Annotated in this window: 22 protein-coding genes; 4 read left to right on the top strand and 18 right to left on the bottom strand. The window is 71.6% G+C overall.

Annotated elements, in window-relative coordinates; all coding sequences use genetic code 11:
- Positions 1-35: 35 nt before the first annotated feature.
- From SLINC_RS24545 to SLINC_RS24480, 14 genes are all read right to left on the bottom strand, one after another.
- The gene (locus SLINC_RS24545) at positions 36-1,262 is read right to left on the bottom strand and encodes an acyltransferase family protein (RefSeq protein WP_067445677.1); all 1,227 of its coding nucleotides are present in this window, start codon (positions 1,260-1,262) and stop codon (positions 36-38) included.
- A 55-nt stretch (positions 1,263-1,317) separates the two neighbouring features.
- Complete coding sequence (locus tag SLINC_RS24540) at positions 1,318-2,367, bottom strand: alpha/beta hydrolase (RefSeq protein ID WP_079164700.1); 1,050 nt, start codon at positions 2,365-2,367, stop codon at positions 1,318-1,320.
- Between the two features lie 166 nt (positions 2,368-2,533).
- Entirely contained in the window at positions 2,534-3,484 is a 951-nt protein-coding gene (locus SLINC_RS24535; protein WP_067437082.1) for an alpha/beta hydrolase, read from the bottom strand.
- A gap of 166 nt (positions 3,485-3,650) precedes the next feature.
- Positions 3,651-4,871: a kynureninase gene (gene kynU / locus SLINC_RS24530; RefSeq protein WP_067437079.1), complete on the bottom strand. Its 1,221-nt coding sequence runs from the start codon at positions 4,869-4,871 to the stop codon at positions 3,651-3,653.
- The gene (locus SLINC_RS24525) at positions 4,864-5,706 is read right to left on the bottom strand and encodes a tryptophan 2,3-dioxygenase family protein (protein ID WP_067437076.1); all 843 of its coding nucleotides are present in this window, start codon (positions 5,704-5,706) and stop codon (positions 4,864-4,866) included. Before SLINC_RS24525 ends, kynU begins: the two co-directional genes overlap by 8 nt.
- 153 nt (positions 5,707-5,859) lie before the next feature.
- Positions 5,860-6,273, bottom strand: coding sequence for a DUF3151 domain-containing protein (locus SLINC_RS24520; RefSeq protein WP_067437073.1), 414 nt, complete (start codon positions 6,271-6,273; stop codon positions 5,860-5,862).
- Positions 6,274-6,333: 60 nt separating this feature from the next.
- Entirely contained in the window at positions 6,334-7,800 is a 1,467-nt protein-coding gene (locus tag SLINC_RS24515; RefSeq protein ID WP_067437070.1) for an MFS transporter, read from the bottom strand.
- A 73-nt stretch (positions 7,801-7,873) separates the two neighbouring features.
- Entirely contained in the window at positions 7,874-8,905 is a 1,032-nt protein-coding gene (fbaA, locus tag SLINC_RS24510) for a class II fructose-bisphosphate aldolase (RefSeq protein WP_067437068.1), read from the bottom strand.
- 156 nt (positions 8,906-9,061) lie between these two features.
- A complete protein-coding gene (pyrE, locus tag SLINC_RS24505) occupies positions 9,062-9,610 on the bottom strand; it encodes an orotate phosphoribosyltransferase (protein ID WP_067437065.1) in 549 nt (182 codons plus the stop codon).
- Between the two features lie 9 nt (positions 9,611-9,619).
- Positions 9,620-10,405 (bottom strand): aldose epimerase family protein, encoded by a 786-nt coding sequence (locus SLINC_RS24500; RefSeq protein ID WP_067437062.1) that lies wholly within the window; start codon positions 10,403-10,405, stop codon positions 9,620-9,622.
- Between the two features lie 72 nt (positions 10,406-10,477).
- Positions 10,478-11,326, bottom strand: coding sequence for an SRPBCC domain-containing protein (locus tag SLINC_RS24495; protein WP_079165156.1), 849 nt, complete (start codon positions 11,324-11,326; stop codon positions 10,478-10,480).
- 92 nt (positions 11,327-11,418) lie between these two features.
- A complete protein-coding gene (locus SLINC_RS24490) occupies positions 11,419-13,056 on the bottom strand; it encodes a polyamine aminopropyltransferase (RefSeq protein ID WP_067437057.1) in 1,638 nt (545 codons plus the stop codon).
- A 105-nt stretch (positions 13,057-13,161) separates the two neighbouring features.
- Positions 13,162-13,719 (bottom strand): DUF2617 family protein, encoded by a 558-nt coding sequence (locus SLINC_RS24485; RefSeq protein ID WP_067437054.1) that lies wholly within the window; start codon positions 13,717-13,719, stop codon positions 13,162-13,164.
- Between the two features lie 551 nt (positions 13,720-14,270).
- On the bottom strand, positions 14,271-14,558 hold the full coding sequence (locus SLINC_RS24480) for a hypothetical protein (protein ID WP_225988376.1): 288 nt from the start codon (positions 14,556-14,558) through the stop codon (positions 14,271-14,273).
- Between the two features lie 181 nt (positions 14,559-14,739).
- Here SLINC_RS24480 and SLINC_RS24475 point away from each other — a divergent pair, with 181 nt between their 5' ends.
- Positions 14,740-15,942 (top strand): pyridoxal phosphate-dependent aminotransferase, encoded by a 1,203-nt coding sequence (locus SLINC_RS24475; protein ID WP_067437051.1) that lies wholly within the window; start codon positions 14,740-14,742, stop codon positions 15,940-15,942.
- 270 nt (positions 15,943-16,212) lie between these two features.
- On the opposite strand, the gene SLINC_RS24470 is transcribed toward SLINC_RS24475, so the two are convergent.
- From SLINC_RS24470 to clpB, 3 genes are all read right to left on the bottom strand, one after another.
- On the bottom strand, positions 16,213-16,749 hold the full coding sequence (locus SLINC_RS24470) for a YbjN domain-containing protein (protein WP_067437049.1): 537 nt from the start codon (positions 16,747-16,749) through the stop codon (positions 16,213-16,215).
- A gap of 120 nt (positions 16,750-16,869) precedes the next feature.
- A complete protein-coding gene (locus tag SLINC_RS24465) occupies positions 16,870-17,397 on the bottom strand; it encodes a hypothetical protein (RefSeq protein ID WP_067437046.1) in 528 nt (175 codons plus the stop codon).
- A gap of 402 nt (positions 17,398-17,799) precedes the next feature.
- Positions 17,800-20,397 carry an ATP-dependent chaperone ClpB gene (gene clpB, locus SLINC_RS24460; RefSeq protein ID WP_067437043.1) on the bottom strand — a complete coding sequence of 866 codons (2,598 nt, stop codon included), beginning with the start codon at positions 20,395-20,397 and terminating at the stop codon, positions 17,800-17,802.
- Positions 20,398-20,543: 146 nt separating this feature from the next.
- Between clpB and SLINC_RS24455 the strand changes: the two genes are divergently transcribed.
- On the top strand, positions 20,544-20,957 hold the full coding sequence (locus SLINC_RS24455) for a pyridoxamine 5'-phosphate oxidase family protein (protein WP_067437039.1): 414 nt from the start codon (positions 20,544-20,546) through the stop codon (positions 20,955-20,957).
- 284 nt (positions 20,958-21,241) lie between these two features.
- Here SLINC_RS24455 and SLINC_RS24450 read toward each other — a convergent pair whose 3' ends face one another.
- Positions 21,242-21,574 carry a Rieske (2Fe-2S) protein gene (locus SLINC_RS24450; protein WP_067437036.1) on the bottom strand — a complete coding sequence of 111 codons (333 nt, stop codon included), beginning with the start codon at positions 21,572-21,574 and terminating at the stop codon, positions 21,242-21,244.
- 303 nt (positions 21,575-21,877) lie between these two features.
- Here SLINC_RS24450 and SLINC_RS24440 point away from each other — a divergent pair, with 303 nt between their 5' ends.
- Together SLINC_RS24440 and SLINC_RS24435 are read left to right on the top strand one after the other, a co-directional pair.
- Positions 21,878-22,888 (top strand): helix-turn-helix domain-containing protein, encoded by a 1,011-nt coding sequence (locus SLINC_RS24440; protein WP_079164698.1) that lies wholly within the window; start codon positions 21,878-21,880, stop codon positions 22,886-22,888.
- Positions 22,889-22,916: 28 nt separating this feature from the next.
- Positions 22,917-23,903, top strand: coding sequence for a helix-turn-helix transcriptional regulator (locus tag SLINC_RS24435; RefSeq protein WP_067437026.1), 987 nt, complete (start codon positions 22,917-22,919; stop codon positions 23,901-23,903).
- Positions 23,904-23,906: the final 3 nt, after the last annotated feature.

The following is a 23,906-nucleotide window of genomic DNA, read 5'->3' as shown; positions in this document are numbered from 1 at the left end:
CGTGCCGACTCCCCGTATCCGTCACGCCGCCAACCCTAGGCACCGCGCACCGCCTTCGTGTCCCCGGTACGGGGGCCGCGGTGGACGCGGATCACCCGGGACGGCCGCTTCCCGGCCCGACGGGGGCCGTGCTCGTAGTGTCTGAAGGCCGCCCAGCAGACGGCCAGGGCGAGGGCGAGGACCGGCAGCCAGGCCAGGCGGGCCGCCACCCAGTCCAGCCCGTCGGGGCGGGTGTGCAGCCCCGGGAGGCGGCCGGCGAGGAGACCCGTGGCGGTGGTCGCCATCAGGGCCGTCTGGTGCCACAGGAAGACCGTCATCGCGGAGAGGTTGACCAGCGCCACCGCCGCCCACGCCAGGGGCCGCCGCATCGCGCCGCGCAGCCGGTCGCGCAGCAGCAGGGCGAGGCCGCACTGGGCCAGTCCGAAGGTGACGGCGGCCAGCGTCGGCGGGTTGAGGTTGGAGACACCCGCCCCGGGGACGCCGACCATCGACGCCGGATACCCGGCGAAGGCGACCAGCAGCGCCGTGGCCACCGCCCCGCCGGCGAGCAGCACCCATCCCGCGTACCGGCCCTCCAGCTCGCCCCGCGTCCAGGCGGCGCCCAGGGTGTACGGCACCAGCCAGCCGGCCGCCAGGTTCACCCAGCCGAGCCAGGACGGACCGCCCAGGCCGAAGCGGAACAGGTCCACGTACAGGACGACGGTCAGCGGCCAGAGCGGGTTGAGGCGGAGCAGGAGCGGGGTCGCCGCGGTCAGGGCGGCGAAGACCACCAGGAACCACAGCGGGGACAGGGCCAGCTTGACCAGCGTGTGCACCGTGGCGACCTCGGCGCCCGTCAGGAGCAGGGCCCCGGCCGCCACCGTCCACAGGGCAAGCAGGGCGGCCACGGGTTTGAACAGCCGGGACAGCCGGGTGGTCAGCCACTGCCGGTAGGTCGTGCCACGTGCTCGCGCCGAGGTGTAGCCGCGGGTCGACACATGGCCGCCGACCAGGAAGAACACGGCCAGCGTCTGGAAGACCCAGGAGATCGGGGCCAGCCAGGGCATGTCCCGGAGCGGGCTCGCGGTGTGCAGGGCACCGCCGTCGGCGACCAGGGCGGTCACCAGCCAGTGCCCGAGCACCACCCCGAGGATCGCGAAGGCCCGCAGCGCGTCGACCGCGCGGTCCCGCTCGGCCGGGGTGGCGGCGTCGACCCGGTCGGCGCCCTGGCGTATGCCCTGCCGGGCGCGGTGTCGTATGCCGTGCCCGGCAGGCCGCGGCAGCGGTGTCTCCGGCGGCACCGGCGATGTCGTCTCCGTGGCCGGGGGCGATGTCGTCTCACGCACGGGTGACCTCCGAGGTCTCGCCGAGGACGATCCGGGCCAGATTGGTCAGGGAGACCGAGCCCGGTGCGAAGTAGTCGCTGTGGCCGCCGTCGCCGGCGGCGAAGACATGGGCGCCGAAGGCCGGGGAGACGGGGTCGGTGCCGAATCCGACGGTCGTGCCGAACAGATCGGCCTCGACATGCGGCACCTCCCCCACCCAGTCGTCGGAGCCGCGGGCCGCCCAGACGCGGGCCCGGGTGTGCAGCCCGGCGGCGGTGTCGGCGCCGGTGCCGGGGCTGCCGACCAGGGCGAGGTCGGTCACGGCCGGGTCGCCTGCGGCACGGGCGCAGACGACCGTGCCGTAGGAGTGGCAGAGCAGGGACAGCCGGGTGTCGCCGCCGGTCAGGGCGTGCAGCTGCCGGACGAACTCCCGCAGGTGCGGGGCGGCCTGCTCGGCCCGGTCGGGGGTGAGGACGGTCGTGCTGACGGTGCCCGGTGTCTCGTAGCCGAGCCAGGCCACGACCGCCGTACGCGGGCCGGAGCCGGTGTCGATGTCGCCGCTCGCGCGGGCCTGCCGGTTCAGCTCGTCCCGCAGGTGGACCGCGGTCGCGCGGAAGCGGTCGTAGGTGTCGAGGGAGGTGTCGGAACCGGGGACCAGAACGGCGACGCGGTCGGCGTGGGCCAGGTCGCCGAAGACCTCGGCAGCCCGGCCGGAGCCACGGCCGTCGAAGGTGAGGAAGCGACGCGCGGGGTCCGCCATGGCCCGGTCGGCCGCGGCCCGCTCACGGTCGCCGTGGGCGTCGGCCATCCGGGAGGCCTCCGCCGCGTTGGCCCGGTTGGCCGCGTACGTCTCGTCCAGCGTGGCCGCGGTGACCCGGCCGAGGGAGGCGGGCGCCGGGGCGGGGATCTCCGGCCGCGCGGCGGCGGAGAGAGGCACCACGACGGCGGCGACGATGACGGCGGCGAGCAGCCCCCGACGCCATCCGCGGACACGACGCCCTCTGTGGACACCGCGCCGCCCTGCTCGGCCGCGCTCCTCCCGTACCCGCTCCTCAAGCCCCACGGTCGACTTCCCTTCCGGTCCGCCCGGCCATCGGGCTTGTCTGGAAGGGAAGTTACGGATCAGAGCACGTCGTCCGCGTCACGCCGGGGAGCTCACCTGCGCCGTAGCTCTCAGGTACTACGGGTACGACCGGGGCCGTCCCGGCAAGGGCCTCACCACGCCCGTCTCACCACGCCAGTTGGGCGATCTCCTCCGCCACCACCGCACACGCGTCCGCCGCCGGATCGATCAGCGGGAAGTGGCCGACGTCCTCCAGGAGGGTCAGCCCCACGACCTCGCCCGCCTTCGCCGCCGCGTCCGCGTAGGACTCGGCGACGGCCTCCGGGACGACGAGGTCGGCACGGCCCTGGACGAGGGTCGTGGCGATGCCGGTGGGAAGCAGCAGGGCCGGGTCGGCGTACGGCCGGCGCTCGGCGAAGTGGTCGTCCCCGCCGAGGAGTTGACGGCAGGCGCCCCGGCACACGTCGAGCTTCTCGGCGACCGCGAAGTCGGCGATCGGGGCGAGCGCGACCACGCCGCGCAGCGGGGCCGGACGGTCGAGGTACCAGGGGGCGTCGACGGGCAGCAGATGCCGGGCGGCGGCCCACAGGGCGAGGTGCCCGCCGGCCGAGTGCCCGGTGACGACCGTGCGACGGACGTCGGCCTGCGGAACGGCCTCCCGGACGAGCCCGGGAAGCGCGTCCAGCGCGGCGGCCACGTCGTCGAACGTCTCCGGCCACCGCCCGGCCACCGCATCCGCCGAGCCGCCGCCACCGTAACCGCCACCGCGGCCACCAGCGTCACCGTCACCGGGCACGGCGCCGCCGGCGTCACCACCCCGCCGGTACTCCACACTCGCCACCGCGAATCCCCGCAGCGCCAGCCACCCCGCGAACGGCGACATGTGCCGCCGGTCGTACGGCGTCCGCCACGCACCCCCGTGCAGGACGACGACCAGCGGGGACGGCCCGCCCGGCCCCGCCTCGCCGTGCGGGGCGTAGAAGTCGATCACCTGATCGGGATGATCGCCGTACGCCACGCTGACGTCGGGGTCGACCGCGGGATGCGAGAAGGCCGACTCCTCTTCGGCAGCGGCACGGGCGGCTACGGCCTCGCGCACTACGGCGTCGTCCGGCATGTCCAACCTCTCAACCTCACAGCGTCGCAACGGATTTGGCAGCCGGGAAGGCCCCCCGGAAGAACTCGGCCGTTGGCGGGGACGGTACCAGGCCCGTGACGTGCACGGACACGGGGATGTCACGCTCGGTGAGGGTCAACCGGATTCCGCGCGGCTCCGCCGCGGGCTACGTCCGCCGGGGCTCGGCCAGCACCTCCCCCAACACCCGCGCCGCCCGCTCCACATCGCCGAACCCGACGTACAACGGCGTGAACCCGAAGCGCAGGACGTCCGGGTGCCGGAAGTCGCCCACCACGCCCCGCTCGATCAGCCGCTTCATGACCTCCCCGGCGTCCTCGCAGCGCAGCGCGATCTGGCTGCCCCGCTCCCGGTGGGCCACCGGGGTCACCAACTCCAGGCGTCCTTGGGGCACTCGGGCCGCCACGCACTGAACGAAGAAGTCCGTCAGGGCGAGGGACTTGGCCCGTACGGCCTCGATCGACACCCCGTCCCACACGTCCAGGGCCGCCTCCAGGGCCAGCATGGAGAGGATGTCGGGGGTACCGACCCGCCCCCGGAGCGCGCCCGCCGCCGGTTCGTAGTCGGGCCGCATCCCGAAGGGCTCGGCATGCGAGTTCCACCCGGGCAGCGGGGAGTCGAACCGGTCCTGTATCTCGCGCCGCACATACAGATAGGCCGGTGAACCCGGCCCGCCGTTCAGGTACTTGTAGGTGCAGCCGACGGCCAGATCGACGCCGTGCTCGTCGAGCCCGACCGGCAGGGCGCCCGCGCTGTGGCACAGATCCCAGACCACCACCGCGCCCACCGCGTGCACGGCGTCCGTGAGCGCGGGCAGGTCGTGCAGCCGCCCGGAGCGGTAGTCGACGTGGTTCAGCAGCACGGCGGCGGTGCGCCCGCCCAGCACCTGCGGCACCCGCTCCGGAGCGACCGGGCGCAGGGTGCACCCGGTCAGCCTGGCGGCGGACTCGGCGATGTACCCGTCCGTGGGAAAGGTGGTGGCGTCGGCCACGATCTCGTCCCGCACCGACCCGTCGAGCCGCGCCAGCCGCACGGCACCCACCAGTGCCTTGAGGACATTGACACTGGTCGAGTCCCCGACCACGACCTGCCCGGCCGCGGCACCCACCAGCGGAGCGATCCGGTCACCGATGCGCTCGGGCGCGGTCCACCACCCGCTCTCCTCCCAGGACCGGATCCGCAGCTCGCCCCACTGCCGTCGTACGACATCGTCGACACGCTCCGGGACACCGGCGGGCAGGGCGCCCAGCGAGTTCCCGTCCAGGTACACGACATCATCGAGAACGAACCGCGAACGCACGCCGGCGAGCTCGTCCCCCGCGTCCAGCTCCCGTGCCTTGAAAGCGAGTTCGGAGACAGGTTCAGACATGGGACCGCGCCGTCCACAGCTCGGGGAAGACGTTCTTGCGGGCCCGCTTCTCCAGCCAGGCCACCCCGGCGGAGCCGCCCGTGCCGGCCTTGGCGCCCATGGCCCGCCGGGTGGCGACCAGGTGGTCGTTGCGCCAGCGCCACACCAGCTCGGCCACATCGGTCAACGCCTCGCCCAGCCGGGCGAGTTCGTCGCTCTCGTCACCGGAGTAGAGCGCCGTCCAGGCGGCCTCCACCGCCTCGGAGGGCTCGTAGCGCAGCGAGACGTCCCGCTCCACCACGGCGTCCGGGATCGCGTGCCCGCGCCGGGCCAGCAGCCGCAGCACCTCGTCGTACAGGCTCGGCTCGTGCAGCGCCTTCTCCAGTTCCGCGTGGACCCGGGGCGCGCCCCGGTGCGGGACCAGCATGGACGCGGACTTGTCGCCGAGCAGGAACTCCATGCGGCGGTACATCGCCGACTGGAAGCCGGACCCCTCCCCGAGGGCGCTGCGATACGAGTTGAACTGGGCCGGTGTGAGCTGTCCGAGCGGCTTCCAGGAGGCGTTGAGCGCCTCCAGCTCCCGCACGGACCGCTTCAGGGCGGCGACCGCGACCGGCACGTCGTCCTCCCGCAGCGCCCGCGCCGCGGTCTCCCATTCGTGGACGATGACGGTGAACCACAGCTCCATGACCTGGGTGGTGACCAGGAAGACCATCTCTCCGGGATCGTCGGAGAGGGTGTGCTGGAGGTGGGTGAGCACGTCCGCCTTGACGTAGTCCTCGTACGGCGTCGTGCCCTGGAAGTCGAGATGCGGGGTCTCCGGCTCGTGTGCTTCCTGAGCCTCGTGGGACGACATCGCTGTCTCCTGTTGGTGTACTCCGGGTAGCGGTCCGCCCCTGCCGTTACCGACACGGGGGCCCCGGTCCCCGCCGGGCATCCTCTTCGATGGTCCGCCGAAAAGGCAAGGCCCGCCTGATCACGCAGACGGGCCTCGACCGGAGGAACGCGGTCAGCCCAGGGTCTGGGCCGCCGACGGCGACGAATCCTTCAGGAACTGCGAGCAGCGCTCGTACTCCTCCTGCTCGCCGATCGACTGCGCGGCCCGGGCCAGCCCATGCAGGGCCCGCAGGAAACCACGGTTCGGCTCGTGCTCCCAGGGCACCGGGCCGTGGCCCTTCCAGCCGCTCCTACGCAGAGCGTCCAGGCCGCGGTGGTATCCCGTACGGGCATAGGCGTACGACTCCACCACACTGCCCCGCTCGAACGCCTCGTCGGCCAACCGGGCCCAGGCCAGCGAGGACATCGGGTACTTCGCCGCCACGTCCGCCGGCGAGGTGCCGTTCGCCAGCAGCTCCCGCGGCTCCGGATCGTCGGGCAGATGGGTCGGGGGCGGGCCCCCGAGAAGGTTCTCGTGAATGGACATGCCCCAAGTCTCCTCCATGGGCCGCGGCCCGGCTCCGCCCGGGCATATGCCACTGCGCGTCTACGCCAACCGCTTACGTGCCCGGTCCCCCTCCAGCGGCGGCGCCAGGACGCTCCCGTGCGTCCGGCACTCGGGCCGCCGGCAGTCCTCCGGAGGCCGCCGTACGGTCACGAAGGCCACCACGGCCCCCACGACCAGCACTCCCGCGCACATCGCCATCGCCCGCCCGAACGCCTCGTCGAAGGCCGGCGCGGACCGGTACGCCTCCTCCCCCATCCCCGTGAGCAGCGGCAACGCGGCCACCGCGATCAGGCCGGCCGCCCGGGCCGCCGCGTTGTTGATCCCGCTGGCCAGCCCCGCCCGAGCCGTGCTCACCGACCCCAGCACGGTCGCGGTCAGCGGCGCGACCAGCGTGACCAGGCCGAGCCCCAGGACCAGCAGCGCGGGCAGCACGTCCCGGACGTACGACGCCCCCGGCCCGACCCGCAGCATCAGCAGCATCCCGGCGGCGGCCAGCAGCGGCCCCACGGTGAGCGGGACGCGCGGCCCGATCCGCTCCCCCAGCTCGCCGGAGCGGGCGGAGAGCAGCAGCATCAGGACGGTCGTCGGCAGCAGGGCCACTCCGGCTCCGAGGGCGGAGTACCCGACCACGACCTGCAACTGGAGCGCGGCGAGGAAGAAGAACCCGCCAAGGGCCGCGTACACGCACAGCGTCACCAGGTTCACCGCCGTGAACTGCCGGGACGCGAAGATGTCGGGCGGCATCATCGGATCGTCCCGCCGCTTCTCGACGTACACGAAGGCCACGGCGGCGACCAGCCCGGCGACGGCCGTGAGCGCGACGGCCACCGTGGCGGCCCGGGCCTCGATCAGCGCGTACGTGATCAGCGCCAGCGCCACGGCGGCCAGCACCGCGCCGAGGACGTCGAAGCGCGTGTGCGCCCGCCCGTCGCCCGACTCGGGGACATGCCGCAGGGCGACCGGCACGCACACCAGCGCCAGCGGCACGTTCAGCAGGAACACCCACCGCCAGCCGGGCCCGTCCACCAGCCAGCCGCCCACGAACGGCCCGACGGCCGCCCCGACGCCGCCGAACCCGGACCACAGGCCCACGGCCCGGCCCCGGTCGTCGGCATGGAAGGAGGCCTGGATGAGGGCGAGCGAGCCCGGTGTGAGCAGGGCGCCGCCCACCCCTTGCAGCGCCCGCGCGGCGATCAGCACCTCGGCGTTCGGCGCGAGCCCGCACAGCAGGGAGGCGGCCGCGAACCACACCACGCCCACCACGAAGACCTTGCGGCGCCCGTACCGGTCCCCCAGAGACCCACCGAGCAGGATCAGCCCGGCCAGCGTCAGCATGTACGCGTTGACGGTCCACTGAAGGGCGGCCAGGTCCGCGTCGAGATCCCGCCCGATACGCGGCAGGGCGACATTGACGACGGTCGAGTCCAGCAGGGCCATGCTGGAGCCGAGGATGGTGGTCAGCAGGATCCACTTGCCCCGCGGGGAGGCCAACCGCACATCGGACATGCCCCAGGTATACAGCGAGCCCGGTGCCGTAGCACCGGGCTCGCTGGAAACCGAACGACTACTCGTGTGACGGCTACTTGATCTTCGTGCCCGCCGACCGCAGGTTCTGCGTGGCCTCGACGACGCGCGCGGCCATCGACGCCTCGGCCAGCTTGCCCCAGGTCCGCGGGTCGTAGGTCTTCTTGGAGCCGACCTCGCCGTCGACCTTCAGGACGCCGTCGTAGTTGCGGAACATGTGATCGGCGACCGGACGCGTGAAGGCGTACTGGGTGTCGGTGTCGATGTTCATCTTGACGACGCCGTTCTCCAGGGCGGTGCGGATCTCCTCCTCGGTGGAGCCGGAGCCGCCGTGGAAGACGAAGTCGAAGGGCTGGGAGCCGGCCGGCTTGCCGTACTTGGCGGCCACGCCGTCGTTCAGCTGCTTCAGCAGGTCGGGACGGAGCACCACGTTGCCCGGCTTGTACACGCCGTGGACGTTGCCGAAGGAGGCGGCGAGCAGGTAGCGGCCCTTCTCGCCCAGCCCCAGCGCCTCGACCGTACGCACCGCGTCGTCGACGGTCGTGTACAGGGAGTCGTTGATCTCGTGCGAGACGCCGTCCTCCTCACCGCCGGTCGGGGTGATCTCGACCTCCAGGATGATCCTGGCGGCGCGGGCGCGCTCCAGGAGCTCCTGGGCGATGGAGAGGTTGTCGGCGAGGGTCTCGGCGGAGCCGTCCCACATGTGGGACTGGAACAGCGGGTTGCCGCCGGCCTTGACGCGCTCCTCGGAGACGGCCAGGAGCGGCCGTACGTACCCGTCGAGCTTGTCCTTCGGGCAGTGGTCGGTGTGCAGGGCGACGGTGACCGGGTACTTCTCGGCGACGATGTGCGCGAACTCGGCCAGGGCGACCGAGCCGGTCACCATCTCCTTCTGGTACTGGCCGCCCAGGAACTCGGCTCCGCCGGTCGAGATCTGGATGATGCCGTCGCTCTCGGCCTCCGCGAAGCCGCGCAGCGCAGCGTGCAGGGTCTGGGTCGAGGTCACGTTGATGGCCGGGTAGGCGAACTTGCCTGCCTTCGCCCGGTCGAGCATCTCGTTGTAGACCTCGGGGGTTGCGATGGGCATCTGTCCGCTCCTTGTATGTGCGGGTGGGCGTACGGCGTACGGCTTCTTCTTACGGCCCTGACCTAGACCTTGGGAGGCGACGTCATCGTCGTCCCCATCTTTCCAGACATGCGCGGATGGTCCACGCGCCGGTCAAGTCCAGGTCGAAGTGGTCCGTCAGTCCAGACCCAGTTCATCCTTCGAGAAGGCGAAGAGGTACGGCACGCCCGCGCCCTGCTGGATCTTCTCGGCGGCGCCGGTGGCGCGGTCCACGATCGTCGCCACGCCCACGACCTCGGCGCCGGCCTCTCGTACGGCCTCCACGGCGGCGAGCGGGGAGCCGCCGGTGGTGGAGGTGTCCTCGACGACGAGCACGCGCCGCCCCGCGATGTCCGGGCCCTCGACCCGCCGCTGCAGCCCGTGGGCCTTGGCGGCCTTGCGCACGACGAAGGCGTCCAGGCGCTGCCCGCGCGCGGCGGCCGCGTGCAGCATGGCGCCGGCGACGGGGTCGGCGCCCATGGTGAGCCCGCCGACCGCGTCGAACCGAAGCTCCGCGGTCAGGTCGAGCAGCACCTGACCGACCAGCGGGGCGGCCTCGCCGTCGAGGGTGATGCGGCGCAGGTCGACGTAGTAGTCGGCCTCCAGACCCGACGACAGGGTCACCTTGCCGTGCACCACGGCCTTGTCCTTGATCTGTTGCAGCAGCGCGCCGCGGACGTCAGTCATGCGGCCAGCTTAGAGGCGGCGCCAGGACCAGGTCGTCGTGGCCTCCAGCGGCTCCAGGGGCGTGACCAGGCGCGGCAGCGTGTTCAGCCCGTTCGGCGGCCCGGTCTGCGGCTCCACGCACACCGCGGCCTCCTGCTCGTCGTAGACGACGACCCACTCCTCGCGGCTGGCGACCTTCAGCTCCAGCCGCTCCGGCCAGGTGAGGGTGACGTCGACGCCGCCGGGCATCCCGAAGCAGTCGTCCCACGGGCCGGGCTTCGGGTCGAGCCGGTTGCCGGTGGGCAGATGGTCCTCCCCGCGCTCCTCCTGCCAGGCGGGCGAGAAGCCGAGCGTCACGTCGGCCCCCTCGACGGTCCGGTTGAACCACGGGTGCCAGCCGATCTGGGCCGGGAAGGAGGAGTCGTACGTCTCCACGGACATCGTCAGCGTCAGGGTGTCCTCGGTGAGCGCGACGACCTGCGTGATCCGGCCGGTGTGGGGCCACGGCTCGACCAGGTCGTACGTGATCACCGCCTCGTCGGCCGTCACCCGGGCCGTGCGCCAGGCGCCGTCGCGGGCGGTGCCGTGGATGGCGTGGGGCGGCGAGTTCAGCGGCATCTGGCGCACGGTCGTCCCGTCCCGGAACCGCCCGTCGCGGATCCGTCCGCACCACGGCACCATCGGGAAGCATCCGAACCGCTCCCCCTGCCGCAGCAGCTGCGTCCCTGAGACGCGGAGCCCGCCGATCCGCCCGCCGTTCCCCGGCTGCACGATCACTTCCGCGTCACCCGCGGTCAGCACGATGTCGTCACTCACGGGACGACCCTACTGCGGCGATCAAGGCGGTGGTGGGGGGCGGGGGTTGGGACGGCACGGCGGGCGGGAGACTCAGCGCCGCCGGCGCAGCGCGCGTCCCACCACGATCGCCGAGGCCACCACCACCGCCGCGGCGGGCGCCGCCCACCGCAGTGTCTGGTTCGGGACGGAGGTCTGCGGGGCGGGCACGGGCGCGTACCGCCCCCGCGGGGGTGCGTGGTCGACCTCCTCCGCGCTGCGCCCGATCATCGTCCGCCGCGCGTGCGCGGCCTCCGCGGGCGGTCCGGCGGACCGGGTGAAGTCCTCGGCGAGGTCGTCCGTGAGGTCTTCGGTGAGGTCTTCGAGCGGGGCCGGGGGCATCTCGGCGTCGAAGACGGGGCCGGGTTCCGGGTCGGGCTCGGGTGCGACGGGCTCTCCGGCCGCCGTCTGCCGCTCGGTGGGTGCTTCGGGTTCGGGCTTCGCCTCGGGTGCGGGCTTCGTCGCGGCCTCGGCTTCGGCGCCCACCCCCGCGCCCAGGTTCTCCGCGAAACGGCTCAGCAGCCGGCTCGCGGCCGACGCGACCGCGTCCGCCGGCAGCTCGGTGACCCGTCCGTCCGCGGAGGCCGTCCCGTCGAACGTGAGCGTGGACCCGCCCTCCGCGTCCCGCAGCCGCACGGTGAGCGCGAGCTTCACCGCCCCGCTGCCGCGCGCCTCCACGGCGTCCCCTTCGACGGCGTACGACCCGTCGTCCTGCCCGGAGACCCGTACCGAGCCGCGGTAGGTGATGGAGTGACTGCCGACGCGGACCTTCAGCCGCCCGGTGACGGGCTCGGCGCCGACGTCCTGCTGGAGCCCGGGTACCGCCCGGGCGACCTGTGCGGGCTCGGCCAGCGCCTCCCTGAGCCGCTCGGCCGGAACCGGAACGAACACCTCATGCTCCATGTCGACGGAGCCTACCCAGTGGGGGCGGTCGTGCACCCCCGTTGGTGCAAAGTGACCGCGCGTCCGGGTGGCCGTCCCTGCCCGCAAGACACTCAGTACCGCGGATGCACCAGCGTCGACACCGGCGCCCCCTCCACCCGCGTCCGCGCCGCCGCCCGTGCGTCGGCCGTCAGGGCCGCCTGGGTGAGCGTCCGCGGGCGCGGTTCTCCGGGGGCGAGGCGCAGCGGGGGGCGGGCCGTGGGGGACGCGAGGACGAAGCCCCAGTCGTGGGCGGCCCGGGACGCGCCGGTCGTGCGGTCGGGGCCGGCCGCGAAGGCGAAGGCGCGGCCGCCGACACGGAAGGGGACGGTGTGCAGCCCGGCGGCGCGCATGGTGGTGTCCACGGTCCAGAAGACCTCCGGGCGTGTGGCGACGGGCCCGGTGTGCACGAGGATCCGTCCGTCGTCCGTCAGGACCCGCCGGGCCAGGCCGTAGAACTCCCGCGAGTACAGCTTCGTGCTCGCGGTGATGCCCGGGTCGGGCAGGTCGGCGACGACCACGTCGTACGTCGCCGTCGGCGTCCGGCGCAGCTCACCGAAGGCGTCCGCGGTGATCACATGGACGCGCGCGTCGCCGTAGACATGGCCGTTCAGCCGGGCGAGGGCCGGGTCGTGGCGGGCGAGTCGTACGACCTCCTCGTCGAGCTCGACGATGTCGACGCGGTCGACGCCCGGATACCGCAGCACCTCCCGCGCGGCGAGGCCGTCGCCGCCGCCGAGGATGAGCACGCGCGCGTGGGGGCCGTTCATCGCGGGGTGGACCAGGGCCTCGTGGTAGCGGTGTTCGTCGCGTCCGCTGACCCTGAGCCGGCCGTCGAGGAAGAGGTCGAGGGAGCGGCCGTCGGTGCCGCCGGTGAGGACGATCTCCTGGACGTCGCTCTGGACCGCCACCCGTACGTCCTTGCCGTACACCGCGTGCCGCGCGGCCCGTTCGAAGTCGTCGACGAGGACGGCGGCCGTGGCGAGGAGGGCGAGGACGACGAGGTTGGCGAGGAGCAGGAGCCGGCGGGCGCGGCGGGTGAGGTCGCCGCGGAACAGGCCGAGGACGAGCGCGCCGCCGGCCATGACGTTGACCGTGCCGGTGAGCAGCGCGCCGGTCAGCTGGCCCAGCGCCGGCAGGAGGAGGAAGGGGAACGCCAGGCCGCCGACCAGCGCGCCGACGTAGTCCGCGGCGAACAGGTCGGCCACCGCGCCGCCCGCGTCCTGGCGCCGGATGCGCTGGATCAGCTCCATCAGCAGCGGGACCTCGGCGCCGATGAGCAGGCCGATGGCGAGGGAGAAGGCGACCAGGAGACAGCGCGGGGCGCTCTCCCACACACCGCCCCAGGCGCCGGTCCACGCGAACACGGCGTACAGGGCCATCGCGCTGCCTCCGCCGACGAGGGCGAGGGCCGCCTCCAGCGCGCCGAAGGCGGCCGCCGAGCTCCGGCGCAGCCGTTTCGCGGCGAGTGAGCCGATGCCCATCGCGAAGACCATGACGGACAGCACGACGGAGGCCTGGGTGACCGAATCGCCGATCAAGTACGTGGCCAGGGCGACCAGTTCGAGTTCGTACACCAGTCCGCAGGCGGCGCAGACGAAGACGCAGGCGAGGACGAGGAACCGGCCCGTGCCGGGGCGGACGGGCAGCCGCGCGGGGCCCGCCCACGGCGGCGTGGTGCCGGGCGGGGCGGGCGCGTGCGGTTCGATCACGCTGCGACGTTACGTCACTGCGACGGCACGCTTCGTCACCCACACGTGTGGAACTGTCGGTCAGTTGGGCGCCCCGCGTTTAACCCCCTCGCACTCCGGACGGGCTCACACTCCGGACCGACTGAGGGACACCGGCCGCGGGACGGGTCGTGCCGTCGGTGTCCGCACGCCCACGCGGGACCGGGTGGCCACCAACTGGCCGTCCTGCGGGTACGCGTGCCAGGTGCGCCAGTGGACCTGGCCCTCGTGGCGCTGGGCGAGCATCGCGGTGAAGGCGTGCGGGCTGCCGGGGAAGACGCCGGCCAGGCCGTGGGGATGGTCGGCGACCAGGGCCAGCAACTCCTGGGCTCGGCCGGCGAACTGGCCCGGGGAGAGGACCTCGACACGGGCGGCGAACTCGTACTCCCAGTCGCCGACCCGCTTGGCCACGCCCAGCGGCAGCGGTGTGCTGCTGCCCGCGATACAGGCCACCGTCTCCGAACAACTGCCCTGTTCCTCCTCCAGAAGCACCTGGTGGGACGCGCCGAGGAGTCTCAACTGAAGCTTGGCACACGCCAGTTCGAGATCGAGCGTGGCCAGGGCGGGCAAGGGCTCGCGCCCCAGGGCCCAGGCGAGGTCGGCCGCGCGCGTGTCGGTGTAAGCGGTGTTCAGGGTCGTGAGCATGGGTCGGCTCCGCAAGCACGCAAAGAAAGGGAGAAAGGGAGTGGTGGTTCCGGCGCACCCCGGTCGGCACCGGGGAGTTCGGCCCGGTCGGCCCAGTCGGACGCGTCACCGGCGCCCTCAGGGTCAAGGAGGGCGCCGATGGGACGGCCGAGGGGCCGCGTTGGTGATTTAGAGGGAATCATGAACAGTGGCGCCACCACAGCGTTTTTACCCAACTTCGTGGGGTTTCCATCCCTCAGAGGGCTCCACAGCTCAACTGTTCAACCGTGGCGTGCGCCGGGGCGGTCGGAGCGTGCGCCGGAGCAGTGCCGCGGTCGTCACAAGCCGTTGCCGGCGGGCGTATGAACTGAACAGTGCGCTCGCCCGAACCGGACCCCGCGCCCGCCCCAACCGGACACCGCGCCCGTCCGCGTGACATACGGCGGGGGCGTGGTGACCGGTCCGGCCCCAGGTCCACGCCCAGGTCCGGATCCGCTCACCACGCCCCCGCTTCCCCCCGCTTCCCCCGTTCCGGACGCGGTTCCCCCTTCCGGGAGCTCAGCTGCCCCGTGTCAGCTGCCTCCTCCTCCGCATCCGCCCCCGCCGCCGCCTCCGCAGGACGACGAGCCGCCCCCGCAGGAGTGGCCCGAGGAGCCGCAGGACGAGCCGCCGCTGTCGCCGCCGCCGGCCCACCAGCTGTTGTGGCTGTGGCTGTCGCTGCTTCCACTGCCGTTGTTGCTGCCTCGGCTGTGCGACCGCGTGTACCGCTGGGACCGCTGCCGGCGACCGGAACCGATGACGCCCAGCACGAGCAGGGCCATGAACAGAAGCAGCAGGATGATGCCGATTGCCATGGGCATGACGTCACCCTCCTTTCGTGCAGCTCCCCCGAAGCGGCCCCCCGTGGGCGCCTCACCAGCTGCGTGAACGGGGGATGCCCGGCCCTGTCACGGCCCAAAGCAGAGTTGAGCAACTTCTGAGCTGTGAGTACCGGGGGCGGGGCGGGTGGCGAGTTGAGGAAGCCCGGGGCATGGGCGCAGGATGACCGGCATGACCTCCAGCGCGCGTCCCCACCTCAACCGCCGTCTCGCCGAGTTCGGGACGACGATCTTCGCCGAGATGTCCGCCCTGGCGGTGCGGACCGGCGCGATCAACCTGGGCCAGGGCTTCCCCGACACGGACGGCCCCGAGGAGATCAGGGAGGCGGCCGTCCGCGCCCTGCGCGCGGGCCACGGCAACCAGTACCCGCCCGGGCCGGGCATCCCCGAGCTGCGCACCGCGATCAGCGCCCACCAGCAGCGCCGCTACGGCCTGCTCTTCGACCCGGACACCGAGGTCCTGGTCACGGCGGGCGCCACGGAGGCGATCGCGGCCTCGCTGCTCGCCCTGCTGGAGCCCGGTGACGAGGTCGTCGCCCTGGAGCCGTACTACGACTCCTACGCGGCCTGCATCGCCATGGCGGGCGGCAAGCGGGTCCCGGTGACCCTGCGGCCGCACGAGGACTCCTTCCGCCTGGACCTCGACGAGCTGCGCGCCGCCGTCACCGACCGCACCCGGCTGCTGCTGATCAACACCCCGCACAACCCGACGGGCACCGTCCTGACCCGCGAGGAGCTGACCGCGATCGCCGAGCTCGCCGTCGAGCGGGATCTGCTCGTCGTCACGGACGAGGTCTACGAGCACCTCGTCTTCGGCGAGGCCGAGCACCTGCCCCTCGCCGGCTTCCCGGGGATGCGCGAGCGGACGGTGACCATCGGTTCGGCCGGCAAGACCTTCTCCTTCACCGGCTGGAAGGTCGGCTGGGTGACGGCGGCCCCGGAGCTGGTCGCGGCGGTCCGCTCCGCCAAGCAGTTCCTCACCTACGTCTCCTCCGGGCCCTTCCAGTACGCCGTCGCCGAGGCCCTCGCCCTCCCCGACACCTACTTCACCGCCTTCCGCGACGACATGCTCGCCAAGCGCGACCTGCTCGCGACCGGTCTCGCCGAAGCGGGCTTCAAGGTCTTCCGCCCCGCCGGCACGTACTTCGTCACCACCGACATCCGCCCCCTGGGCACCGCCCTCTCCCAGGAGGGCGACGGCTTCGCCTTCTGCCGCGCCCTCCCCGAGCGCGCCGGCGTCGTGGCCATCCCCAACGCGGTCTTCTACGACCACCGGGACGCCGGCGCCCCGTTCGTGCGGTTCGCCTTCTGCAAGCGGACCGAGGTACTGGAGGAGGCGGTCAAGCGGCTCAAGGCGCTCGCCTGAGCCGCTTGACCCTTGAGCCTGTTGAACGCCGCCCTGGAGCCGCGGGCGGCGACGGCGACGGCGACGGCATGCGAACTCGTCCGGCGGTGCGGAACGGTTTCCCACACCCTGTGGACGGGCACCGCGCTCACCCCGCTCGCCTATACGCCCTGCCCCCGGCCTCCCGCCCATGCCACTGCCCCGCGCGCTCGTCCGGACATACGAAAGCCCGACCGGGGCACGCGACCGTGATGGCCGGTGCCCTGGCCGGGCTCTCGTGCGTCTGCGGGCCTACTCCTCGTCGCCGGAGTCCTCGGGCTTCTCCGCGTCGTTGACCTCCTGCTCAAGGCCGAGCTGCTCGACGAGCCACTTGTCGAACTCGATGGCGGCGCGCACCCAGCTGACGGTGGAGGAGACGAAGTGCTCCAGGCTGACGCCGGTGCCGATCAGCATCTGCGCCTCACCGATCAGGCGGACGGTGCCGTCGTCGTGGGTGTGGCTGTAGACCTTGGGCCACAGGGTCCGCCGGTTCCAGTCGTCGATGGACTCCAGCAGCAGCGGCTTCTCGTCGATCTTGTGGGGGCGGTCGTAGAACGTCCGCACCGAGAAGACCTGCTGGTCCCCTTCACCACGGAACATGAAGTACGTACGGAACTGCTCCCACGGCGCCGCGAGGTCTCCCTCGTCGTCGACGACATACTTCAGCTCCATCTGGTCGAGGAGCTGCTTCACAAGATCCTGATCCGGGACGACGGGGCCCGCCGGTCCTTGGGGCTGCGGCTCGGGCTGGCCCCCGAAGTTCGGAATCGAGGACGGGTCGATGGTCACCGTGAATTTCCCTTCGTACGGATCCCGCCATCCTCCCCCATCCGGGGAGGGGGGTGGCAAGCCCCGACAGATCCTGTCAGCCCTGGGCTGACAGGATCTGGCCGCTCATACCCGCACGGGTCAGCCGTGGACCAGCGCGGTGCCCTGGAGCTCCTGGGTGATGGCGCCCTTGTCGTCACCCACGATGTCGTAGACGATCGTGGCGTCCGCGGACCAGTACAGCTCGCCGTCGTAGACACGGCCCGGGGCGACACAGGTGTTCTTCGCGGTGTCGTAGGTCCAGAAGGGGCTGTCGTTGACCATCGCGGTCAGGTCGCAGGTCTTCTTGGTGATGACCTCGTCGGCCTCGTTCGGGCCGAGGCGCGCCTCGACACGCGTCGTGATCTTGAAGCTGGTGAAGCGGGTGGAGTGGTCGCCGATCTGGTCGACGGCCAGCTTCCAGTAGACGACCGACTTGGCCTGGAAGTCGCCCTGGTCGAGGTTGGCCGCGCCGTTGTTGTCCACGATGTACGTCGTCTTCGGCTTCGCGCCGGGGAAGGTGACGTCGAACTGGGACGTGGCGGACCAGGCGGCCGCCGGGGAGGCCATCAGGACGCCCAGGGCCACGGCGGACGACGCGAGACCGGCTGCGGTCAGGAGCTTGCGCATGCACATTCCTTCTCTGCTGAAGTGTCACAACAGGCATGGGGGCGCGCGGCAGCGCAAAGGTGATGTGCGTGGACGTTCCCCCGTGAAGCGTGCGCCCAGGCCGGAGTGATCAGGTCCACCTCACAGGCGCCCGGTCACTCTAAGCACCGCATGGACATGTCGACAGAGGAATTAGGGCGGTGGCCGGGAACCGACGCCCGAAACGGAACGGCCCCGCACGCCGCGCCTGCCGTACGGCCCACTTCGTGATCTATGGAGTTTCCGTGAAGCGGAGGGGCGGGAGGTGTGCGAGTTACTCCTGTGGTTGGCCGAAAGTGATCATTCCGCCGGCCCTCGTGACACACGTCGGCCCGCCCCGCCGAGTGCGGGACGGGCCGAAACGCCGCGGGTTACGGCCGGCCGTCAGAGCGTCTTGCCGGTCGCCGGTCCCACGATCAGACCGTCGCCGAAGGAGTCCACGCGGACCGTGTCGCCGTCCTTGACCTCGCCGGAGAGGATCTCCTTGGCGAGGCGGTCGCCGATGGCGGTCTGCACGAGCCGGCGCAGCGGGCGGGCGCCGTAGGCCGGGTCCATGCCCTCGGTCGCGAGCCAGGCGAGGGCCTCGTCGCTGACCTCCAGGGTGAGACGGCGCTCGGCGAGCCGCTTGGCCAGGCGGTCGATCTGGAGCCTGGCGATGCGGGTCAGCTCTTCCTTGGTCAGCGCGGAGAAGACGACCAGGTCGTCGAGGCGGTTGAGGAACTCCGGCTTGAAGGCGGTGCGGACCACCTCCAGGACCTGTTCCTTCTTCTCCTGCTCGCTGGTGATCGGGTCGACCAGGAACTGGCTGCCCAGGTTGGACGTCAGCACCAGGATCGCGTTGCGGAAGTCGACCGTGCGGCCCTGGCCGTCGGTCAGGCGGCCGTCGTCCAGTACCTGGAGCAGGATGTCGAAGACCTCCGGGTGCGCCTTCTCCACCTCGTCCAGCAGCACCACGCTGTACGGCCGCCTGCGCACCGCCTCGGTCAGCTGGCCGCCCTCCTCGTAGCCGATGTAGCCGGGGGGCGCGCCGACGAGCCGGGCGACGGTGTGCTTCTCGCCGTACTCCGACATGTCGATGCGGACCATCGCCCGCTCGTCGTCGAAGAGGAAGTCGGCGAGCGCCTTGGCCAGTTCGGTCTTGCCGACGCCCGTCGGGCCCAGGAAGAGGAAGGAACCGGTCGGGCGGTCGGGGTCGGCGATCCCGGCCCGGGTCCGCCGTACGGCGTCGGAGACGGCCTGCACGGCCTCCGACTGCCCGATGAGGCGGCGCCCCAGCTCCTCCTCCATGCGCAGGAGTTTCTGCGTCTCGCCCTCCAGGAGGCGGCCGGCCGGGATGCCGGTCCAGGCGGCCACGGTGTCGGCGATGTCGTCGGGGCCGACCTCCTCCTTGACCATGGTGTCCTTGGCGGCCTCCTCCTCGGCCTGCGAGGCGGCCTCCAGGTCCCGTTCCAGGGTGGGGATCTCGCCGTAGAGCAGCTTGGAGGCGGTGTCGAAGTCGCCGTCGCGCTGGGCGCGTTCGGCCTGGCCTCGCAACCCGTCCAGCTTCTCCTTCAGTTCGCCCACGCGGTTGAGGGACTGCTTCTCCTTCTCCCAGCGGGCGGTCAGCCCCCGCAGCTCCTCCTCCTTGTCGGCGAGGTCGCGGCGCAGTCGCTCCAGGCGCTCGCGGGAGGCCGGGTCGGTCTCCCTCTCCAGGGCGAGCTCCTCCATCTTCAACCGGTCGACGGCGCGCTGGAGTTCGTCGATCTCGACGGGCGAGGAGTCGATCTCCATCCGGAGGCGGGAGGCCGCCTCGTCGACCAGGTCGATGGCCTTGTCGGGCAGGAAGCGGGAGGTGATGTACCGGTCGGACAGGCTGGCCGCGGCGACCAGCGCGCTGTCGGCGATCACGACCTTGTGGTGCGCCTCGTAGCGCCCCTTGAGGCCGCGCAGGATCGCGATGGTGTCCTCGACGGTGGGCTCCGCGACCAGCACCTGCTGGAAGCGGCGCTCCAGGGCGGGGTCCTTCTCGACCCGCTCCCGGTACTCGTCGAGCGTGGTCGCGCCCACCATGCGCAGCTCACCGCGCGCGAGCATGGGCTTGAGCATGTTCCCGGCGTCCATGGCGGAGTCCCCGCCGGCGCCCGCGCCCACGACGGTGTGCAGCTCGTCGATGAACGTGATGATCTGCCCGTCGGAGCCCTTGATCTCCGCGAGGACGGTCTTCAGCCTCTCCTCGAACTCGCCCCGGTACTTCGCCCCGGCGACCATCGCGCCCAGGTCCAGCGCCACCAGCCGCTTGTTCTTCAGCGACTCGGGCACGTCCCCCTTGACGATGCGCTGCGCGAGCCCCTCGACCACGGCGGTCTTGCCGACACCGGGCTCGCCGATGAGGACCGGGTTGTTCTTGGTACGACGGGACAGCACCTGGACGACCCGGCGGATCTCCTGGTCCCGCCCGATGACCGGGTCGAGCTTGCCCTCCCGTGCGGCGGCCGTGAAGTCGGTCCCGAACTTCTCCAGGGCCTTGTACTGGCCCTCCGGATCGGCTGTGGTCACCCGGCGTCCTCCCCTCGCTCGCTGGAAGGCCTCCTGAAGCTTCTTGGCGGTGGCCCCCTGCCCGGAGAGTACGTCGCCGGCCGGGCCGCCCTTCGCCGCGATGCCGAGGAGCAGGTGCTCGGTGGAGAGGTACTCGTCGCCGAGGTCCTGGGCGCGGGCCTGCGCGTCGGCGATCACGGCGAGCAGATCGCGGTTGGGCTGCGGGGGCGCGACGGTGGAGCCGGTCACGCTGGGCAGCCCGGCGAGGACCTTCTCGGCGCCGGCGCGCACGGCGGCCTGGTCGGCGTCGACGGCCGCCAGCAGGTCCACGATGTTCTCGTTGTCCTGGCCCTGGAGCAGCGCCAGCAGCAGGTGGGCGGGGGTCAGGTCGGGGTGCCCCTCGGACACGGCCCGGTTCCCGGCCGCGTTGATGGCGTCCCGGCTCCGGTTGGTCAGCTCGGCGTCCACGTTCGCGTTCTCCTCCTACGTCTCCGTCACGTCTCCGTCAGCGGTCTGCCGCAACTCCCAGTGCTGACTCGGCCAACGTACACAAACTTGAGTCTATTCCACTCAAGGTGGAGTCCGGGAGGCCCTCAGGAGCTAGGTTCCGGGCCATGAGCAGACACTCCCAGGATCCGGGTGCCCCCGACGCGCCGTATCTCAGCTTCTGGCGGGAACGGCACCTGTGCACGCTGACCACACCGCGCCCGGACGGCAGTCCGCACGTGGTGCCCGTCGGGGTGACATACGATCCCGCGACCCGGACGGCTCGGGTGATCGCGAACAAGTCCAGCACGAAGGTGGCCAACGTCCTCGCCGCCGGCCCCGAGGGCGCCCGGGTGGCGGTGTGCCAGGTGGCGGGGCGGCGGTGGGCGACGCTGGAGGGGCGGGCCTTCGTCCGGACGGAACCGGAGCCGGTGGCGGAGGCGGTGCGGCGGTACGCGGAGCGCTACGAGCGGACGCCGGCCCCGAATCCGGACCGCGTGGTGATCGAGATCGAGCTGACGCGGGCCATGGGGCATGGCTGACCGGCACCACGGGGCGGGCCGGGCCGACGACCCGGTGCAGGATGGGACAAGGTGGCCGAGAACGCTCGCGCCCCGCGCGGGCGGCGGAAAAAGCACGGACGGTCGGTAAAAACCGATCCATGATCGATTACTTTGAGCCACGGCCCGACACGGCCTGACACGGGCGGCCGGCACCCATGTCGGCATTTTTCCCGCAAACTGCAGCGGCGTCACCGTGTTCAGGTCACGGTGACGCCGCTGCGGGGGGAAGCACCTGAGCGATCTGTTACGACGGGGGAATCGCGTCAGGCACTGCGGGGGGTGGCTATGGTCCGGGTGGCCGGGGCGTCCGGCTCCACCAGGCGATGGTCACGCTGGTCCAGATTCACAAAGATCATTCCGTACCGGATGGCACACCGCACGGGCTGGGGAGCCCCGCGCGGCCGCCGCAGGCACCGGTAGGCCCGTACGTCCTCGTCCTCGTCCCGCGTCACGACGACCGGCTCTCCGAAAACCGTCACCATCAGGGAGTCACCGGCGTGGGGGATCGCGGTGACCAGGTCGATGAAGTGCCAGCCGGAGCGGTAGGCGGTGGCCATCTCTCTGCGGAACGAGCGGTCGTCGGGTGGAGTGGTCACGTCGTCAGCTCCCGGCTCCGTCGGACTGGACCACCGCCGGCCAGACACTGTCCGCCACCACATGGTCCTTCGGAGCCAGCGGCCAGACACTGTCCGCCCGATTGTCACCCTTCGCACCGGACAGGCCACTCACCGTTCCAATGGCCACGACGGCGGAGAAGGCGGCGACAAGTACCGAGCGAAGCATTTTGTTACGCATAGTCGGCTTCGTCCTCACTTGAAGGTCCCCTTTTCCCCCGTCGGGTAAGACGATGGCTCATTCAGGCACGTCATGGCCACAGCATCAGTGCATCATGTTCCTGCATGTTCAGGACCCTGGGGGGTGGAGATTTGGTGATGGATCGAACTAAAGCGACACATCCCCATGCGGTGACCGAACTGTGTGAGGAAGGTGGCCGACTTTACGCAGACGCTCTACGCAGCGGACGCATCTCCCGCGCGGACGCGAATGCAGCCCCCTGCCTGGTGGAACTGGGCCTACTGCTACCTGATCCGGACGATCGTGACTGGTTGCGCCCGGTGCTACCGGTGGTCGCCCTGACCCAGCGGCTCAATCCCCTTGAGCAGGAGATAGCCGAGCGCAGGCGGCGGTCAATCGAACTGTCCGAAGCTTTTGAGCCGTTCATGGCCCTCGGCACTCAGCTGACGGCGTCCACCCACTCGATCTCAATACTGGAGGGCGGCGAACGCATCAACGCGGCTCTCAACCTGGCCACGACCCAGTGCCAGACCGAGATGCTCACGATCCAGCCGAGCGGACACCGACCCGAGCGCAGCTTGATCCAGGGCCTGGAGCGGGACAGGCCGCTGATCGAACGTGGTGTGCGCATCCGCACCCTGTATCCACACACGGCCCGCTACAACCCCGAGAGGCTCGCGTACGTGGGCCAACTCTCCGACGGCAAGGTGGAACACCGGACCATCGACGGAGTGGTCGAGCGGCTCATCATCTGCGACGAGACCGTCGCCTTCATCCCCATACGTGATGACCAGAAAGTCGCTCTGGAACTCCGTCACCCTGGTCTGGTCCGCTACCTGATCAAGGTGTTCGAGTTCATGTGGGACCGCGCCGTGGCGCTGAGCGCCGGGGCGCCCTACGAGACCGCTCCCGACGGCATCACCGAGATCCAGCACTCCATCGCCAAACTGCTGGTGGAGGGACATGTGGACGAGGCCATCGCCCGCCGCCTGGGCATGAACGTCCGCACCTGCCGGGCCCACATAGCCAAGCTCGCCACGGCGCTGGGCAGCGGCAGCCGGGCACAGCTCGGCTACCTCATCGCGCAGTCGGGGATCCTGAACCAGGAAGAGTGACTCCAAGAAGCTCAAGGGAGGGGACGCGGTGACCCCGGCACCACATCCGGAGCACGGCGCGGAAGACCTGTGCGCGGCAGGGATGCAGCTCTACGAACGCGCCCTGCGCGAGGGACATGTGAGCGGCGCCGACGCCGAGACGGCACCCTGCCTGGTCGACTTCGGCCTGCTGTACCCCACGGCCATGGACCTGAGCAGGCTGAAGCCAGTCGCTCCTGTGGCGGCCCTTCACCGAATGCTGCGCGGTACGGGGGACCGCATCGCCGAGGAGCGCCGCCGCGAAGCCCGGCTGGCCGAGACGTTCGAACCACTCATGCGGATCGACGCACGGCTCACCGGCACCGACGTCTCCCCGGGTATCCACGTCCTGAGCGGGCTCGACCAGATCAACAATGCCATCACCGAGGCCGTGTCCGAGGCATCCGAAGAAGTGCTCACCGTCCAGCCCCACCCCACGCACATCCGTAAATCCTCGGACCGCCATCGCGAAGCCCTGCTCCGCGACCAGGACTTCCTCGACCGCGGCGGCCGCATGCACGCCCTCTACCAGCACACTCTGCGCAACGCGCCCTCCATCGTCGCTCGCTACGAGCAGCTGCGCGGGGACGTGGAGGCCCGCACCCTGGACGAGGTGACCGGACGGCTCCTCGTCACCGACCGCCGGGTCGCCTTCATCCCCGCCAGCAAGGACCGCTCGGTCGCCCTGGAGGTCCGCCACCCGGCCATGGTCGGCTTCCTGGCCACCGCCTTCGACCGCCTCTGGCGCCTCGCCACCCCCATGTACCCCGAAGCCGTCCAGCGCCCCACCCTCAACGGCATCACGCCCCGCCAGCGCGCCATAGCGACCCTCCTCGTCGAGGGCCACACGGACGCCGTGATAGCCGACCGCCTGGGCATGAACATCCGCACCGCCCGCGTCCACATCGCCAAACTCGCGGCGACGCTGGGCAGCGAGAGCCGGGCACAGCTCGGCTATCTCATCGCGCAGTCGGGGATCCTGAACCAGGAAGACTGACAC

This window comes from Streptomyces lincolnensis, from assembly GCF_001685355.1.
In the GTDB taxonomy this organism is placed as follows: domain Bacteria; phylum Actinomycetota; class Actinomycetes; order Streptomycetales; family Streptomycetaceae; genus Streptomyces; species Streptomyces lincolnensis.
The sequence above is the reverse complement of the archived record's forward strand: the minus strand, read 5'-3'. Positions and strand labels throughout refer to the sequence as shown.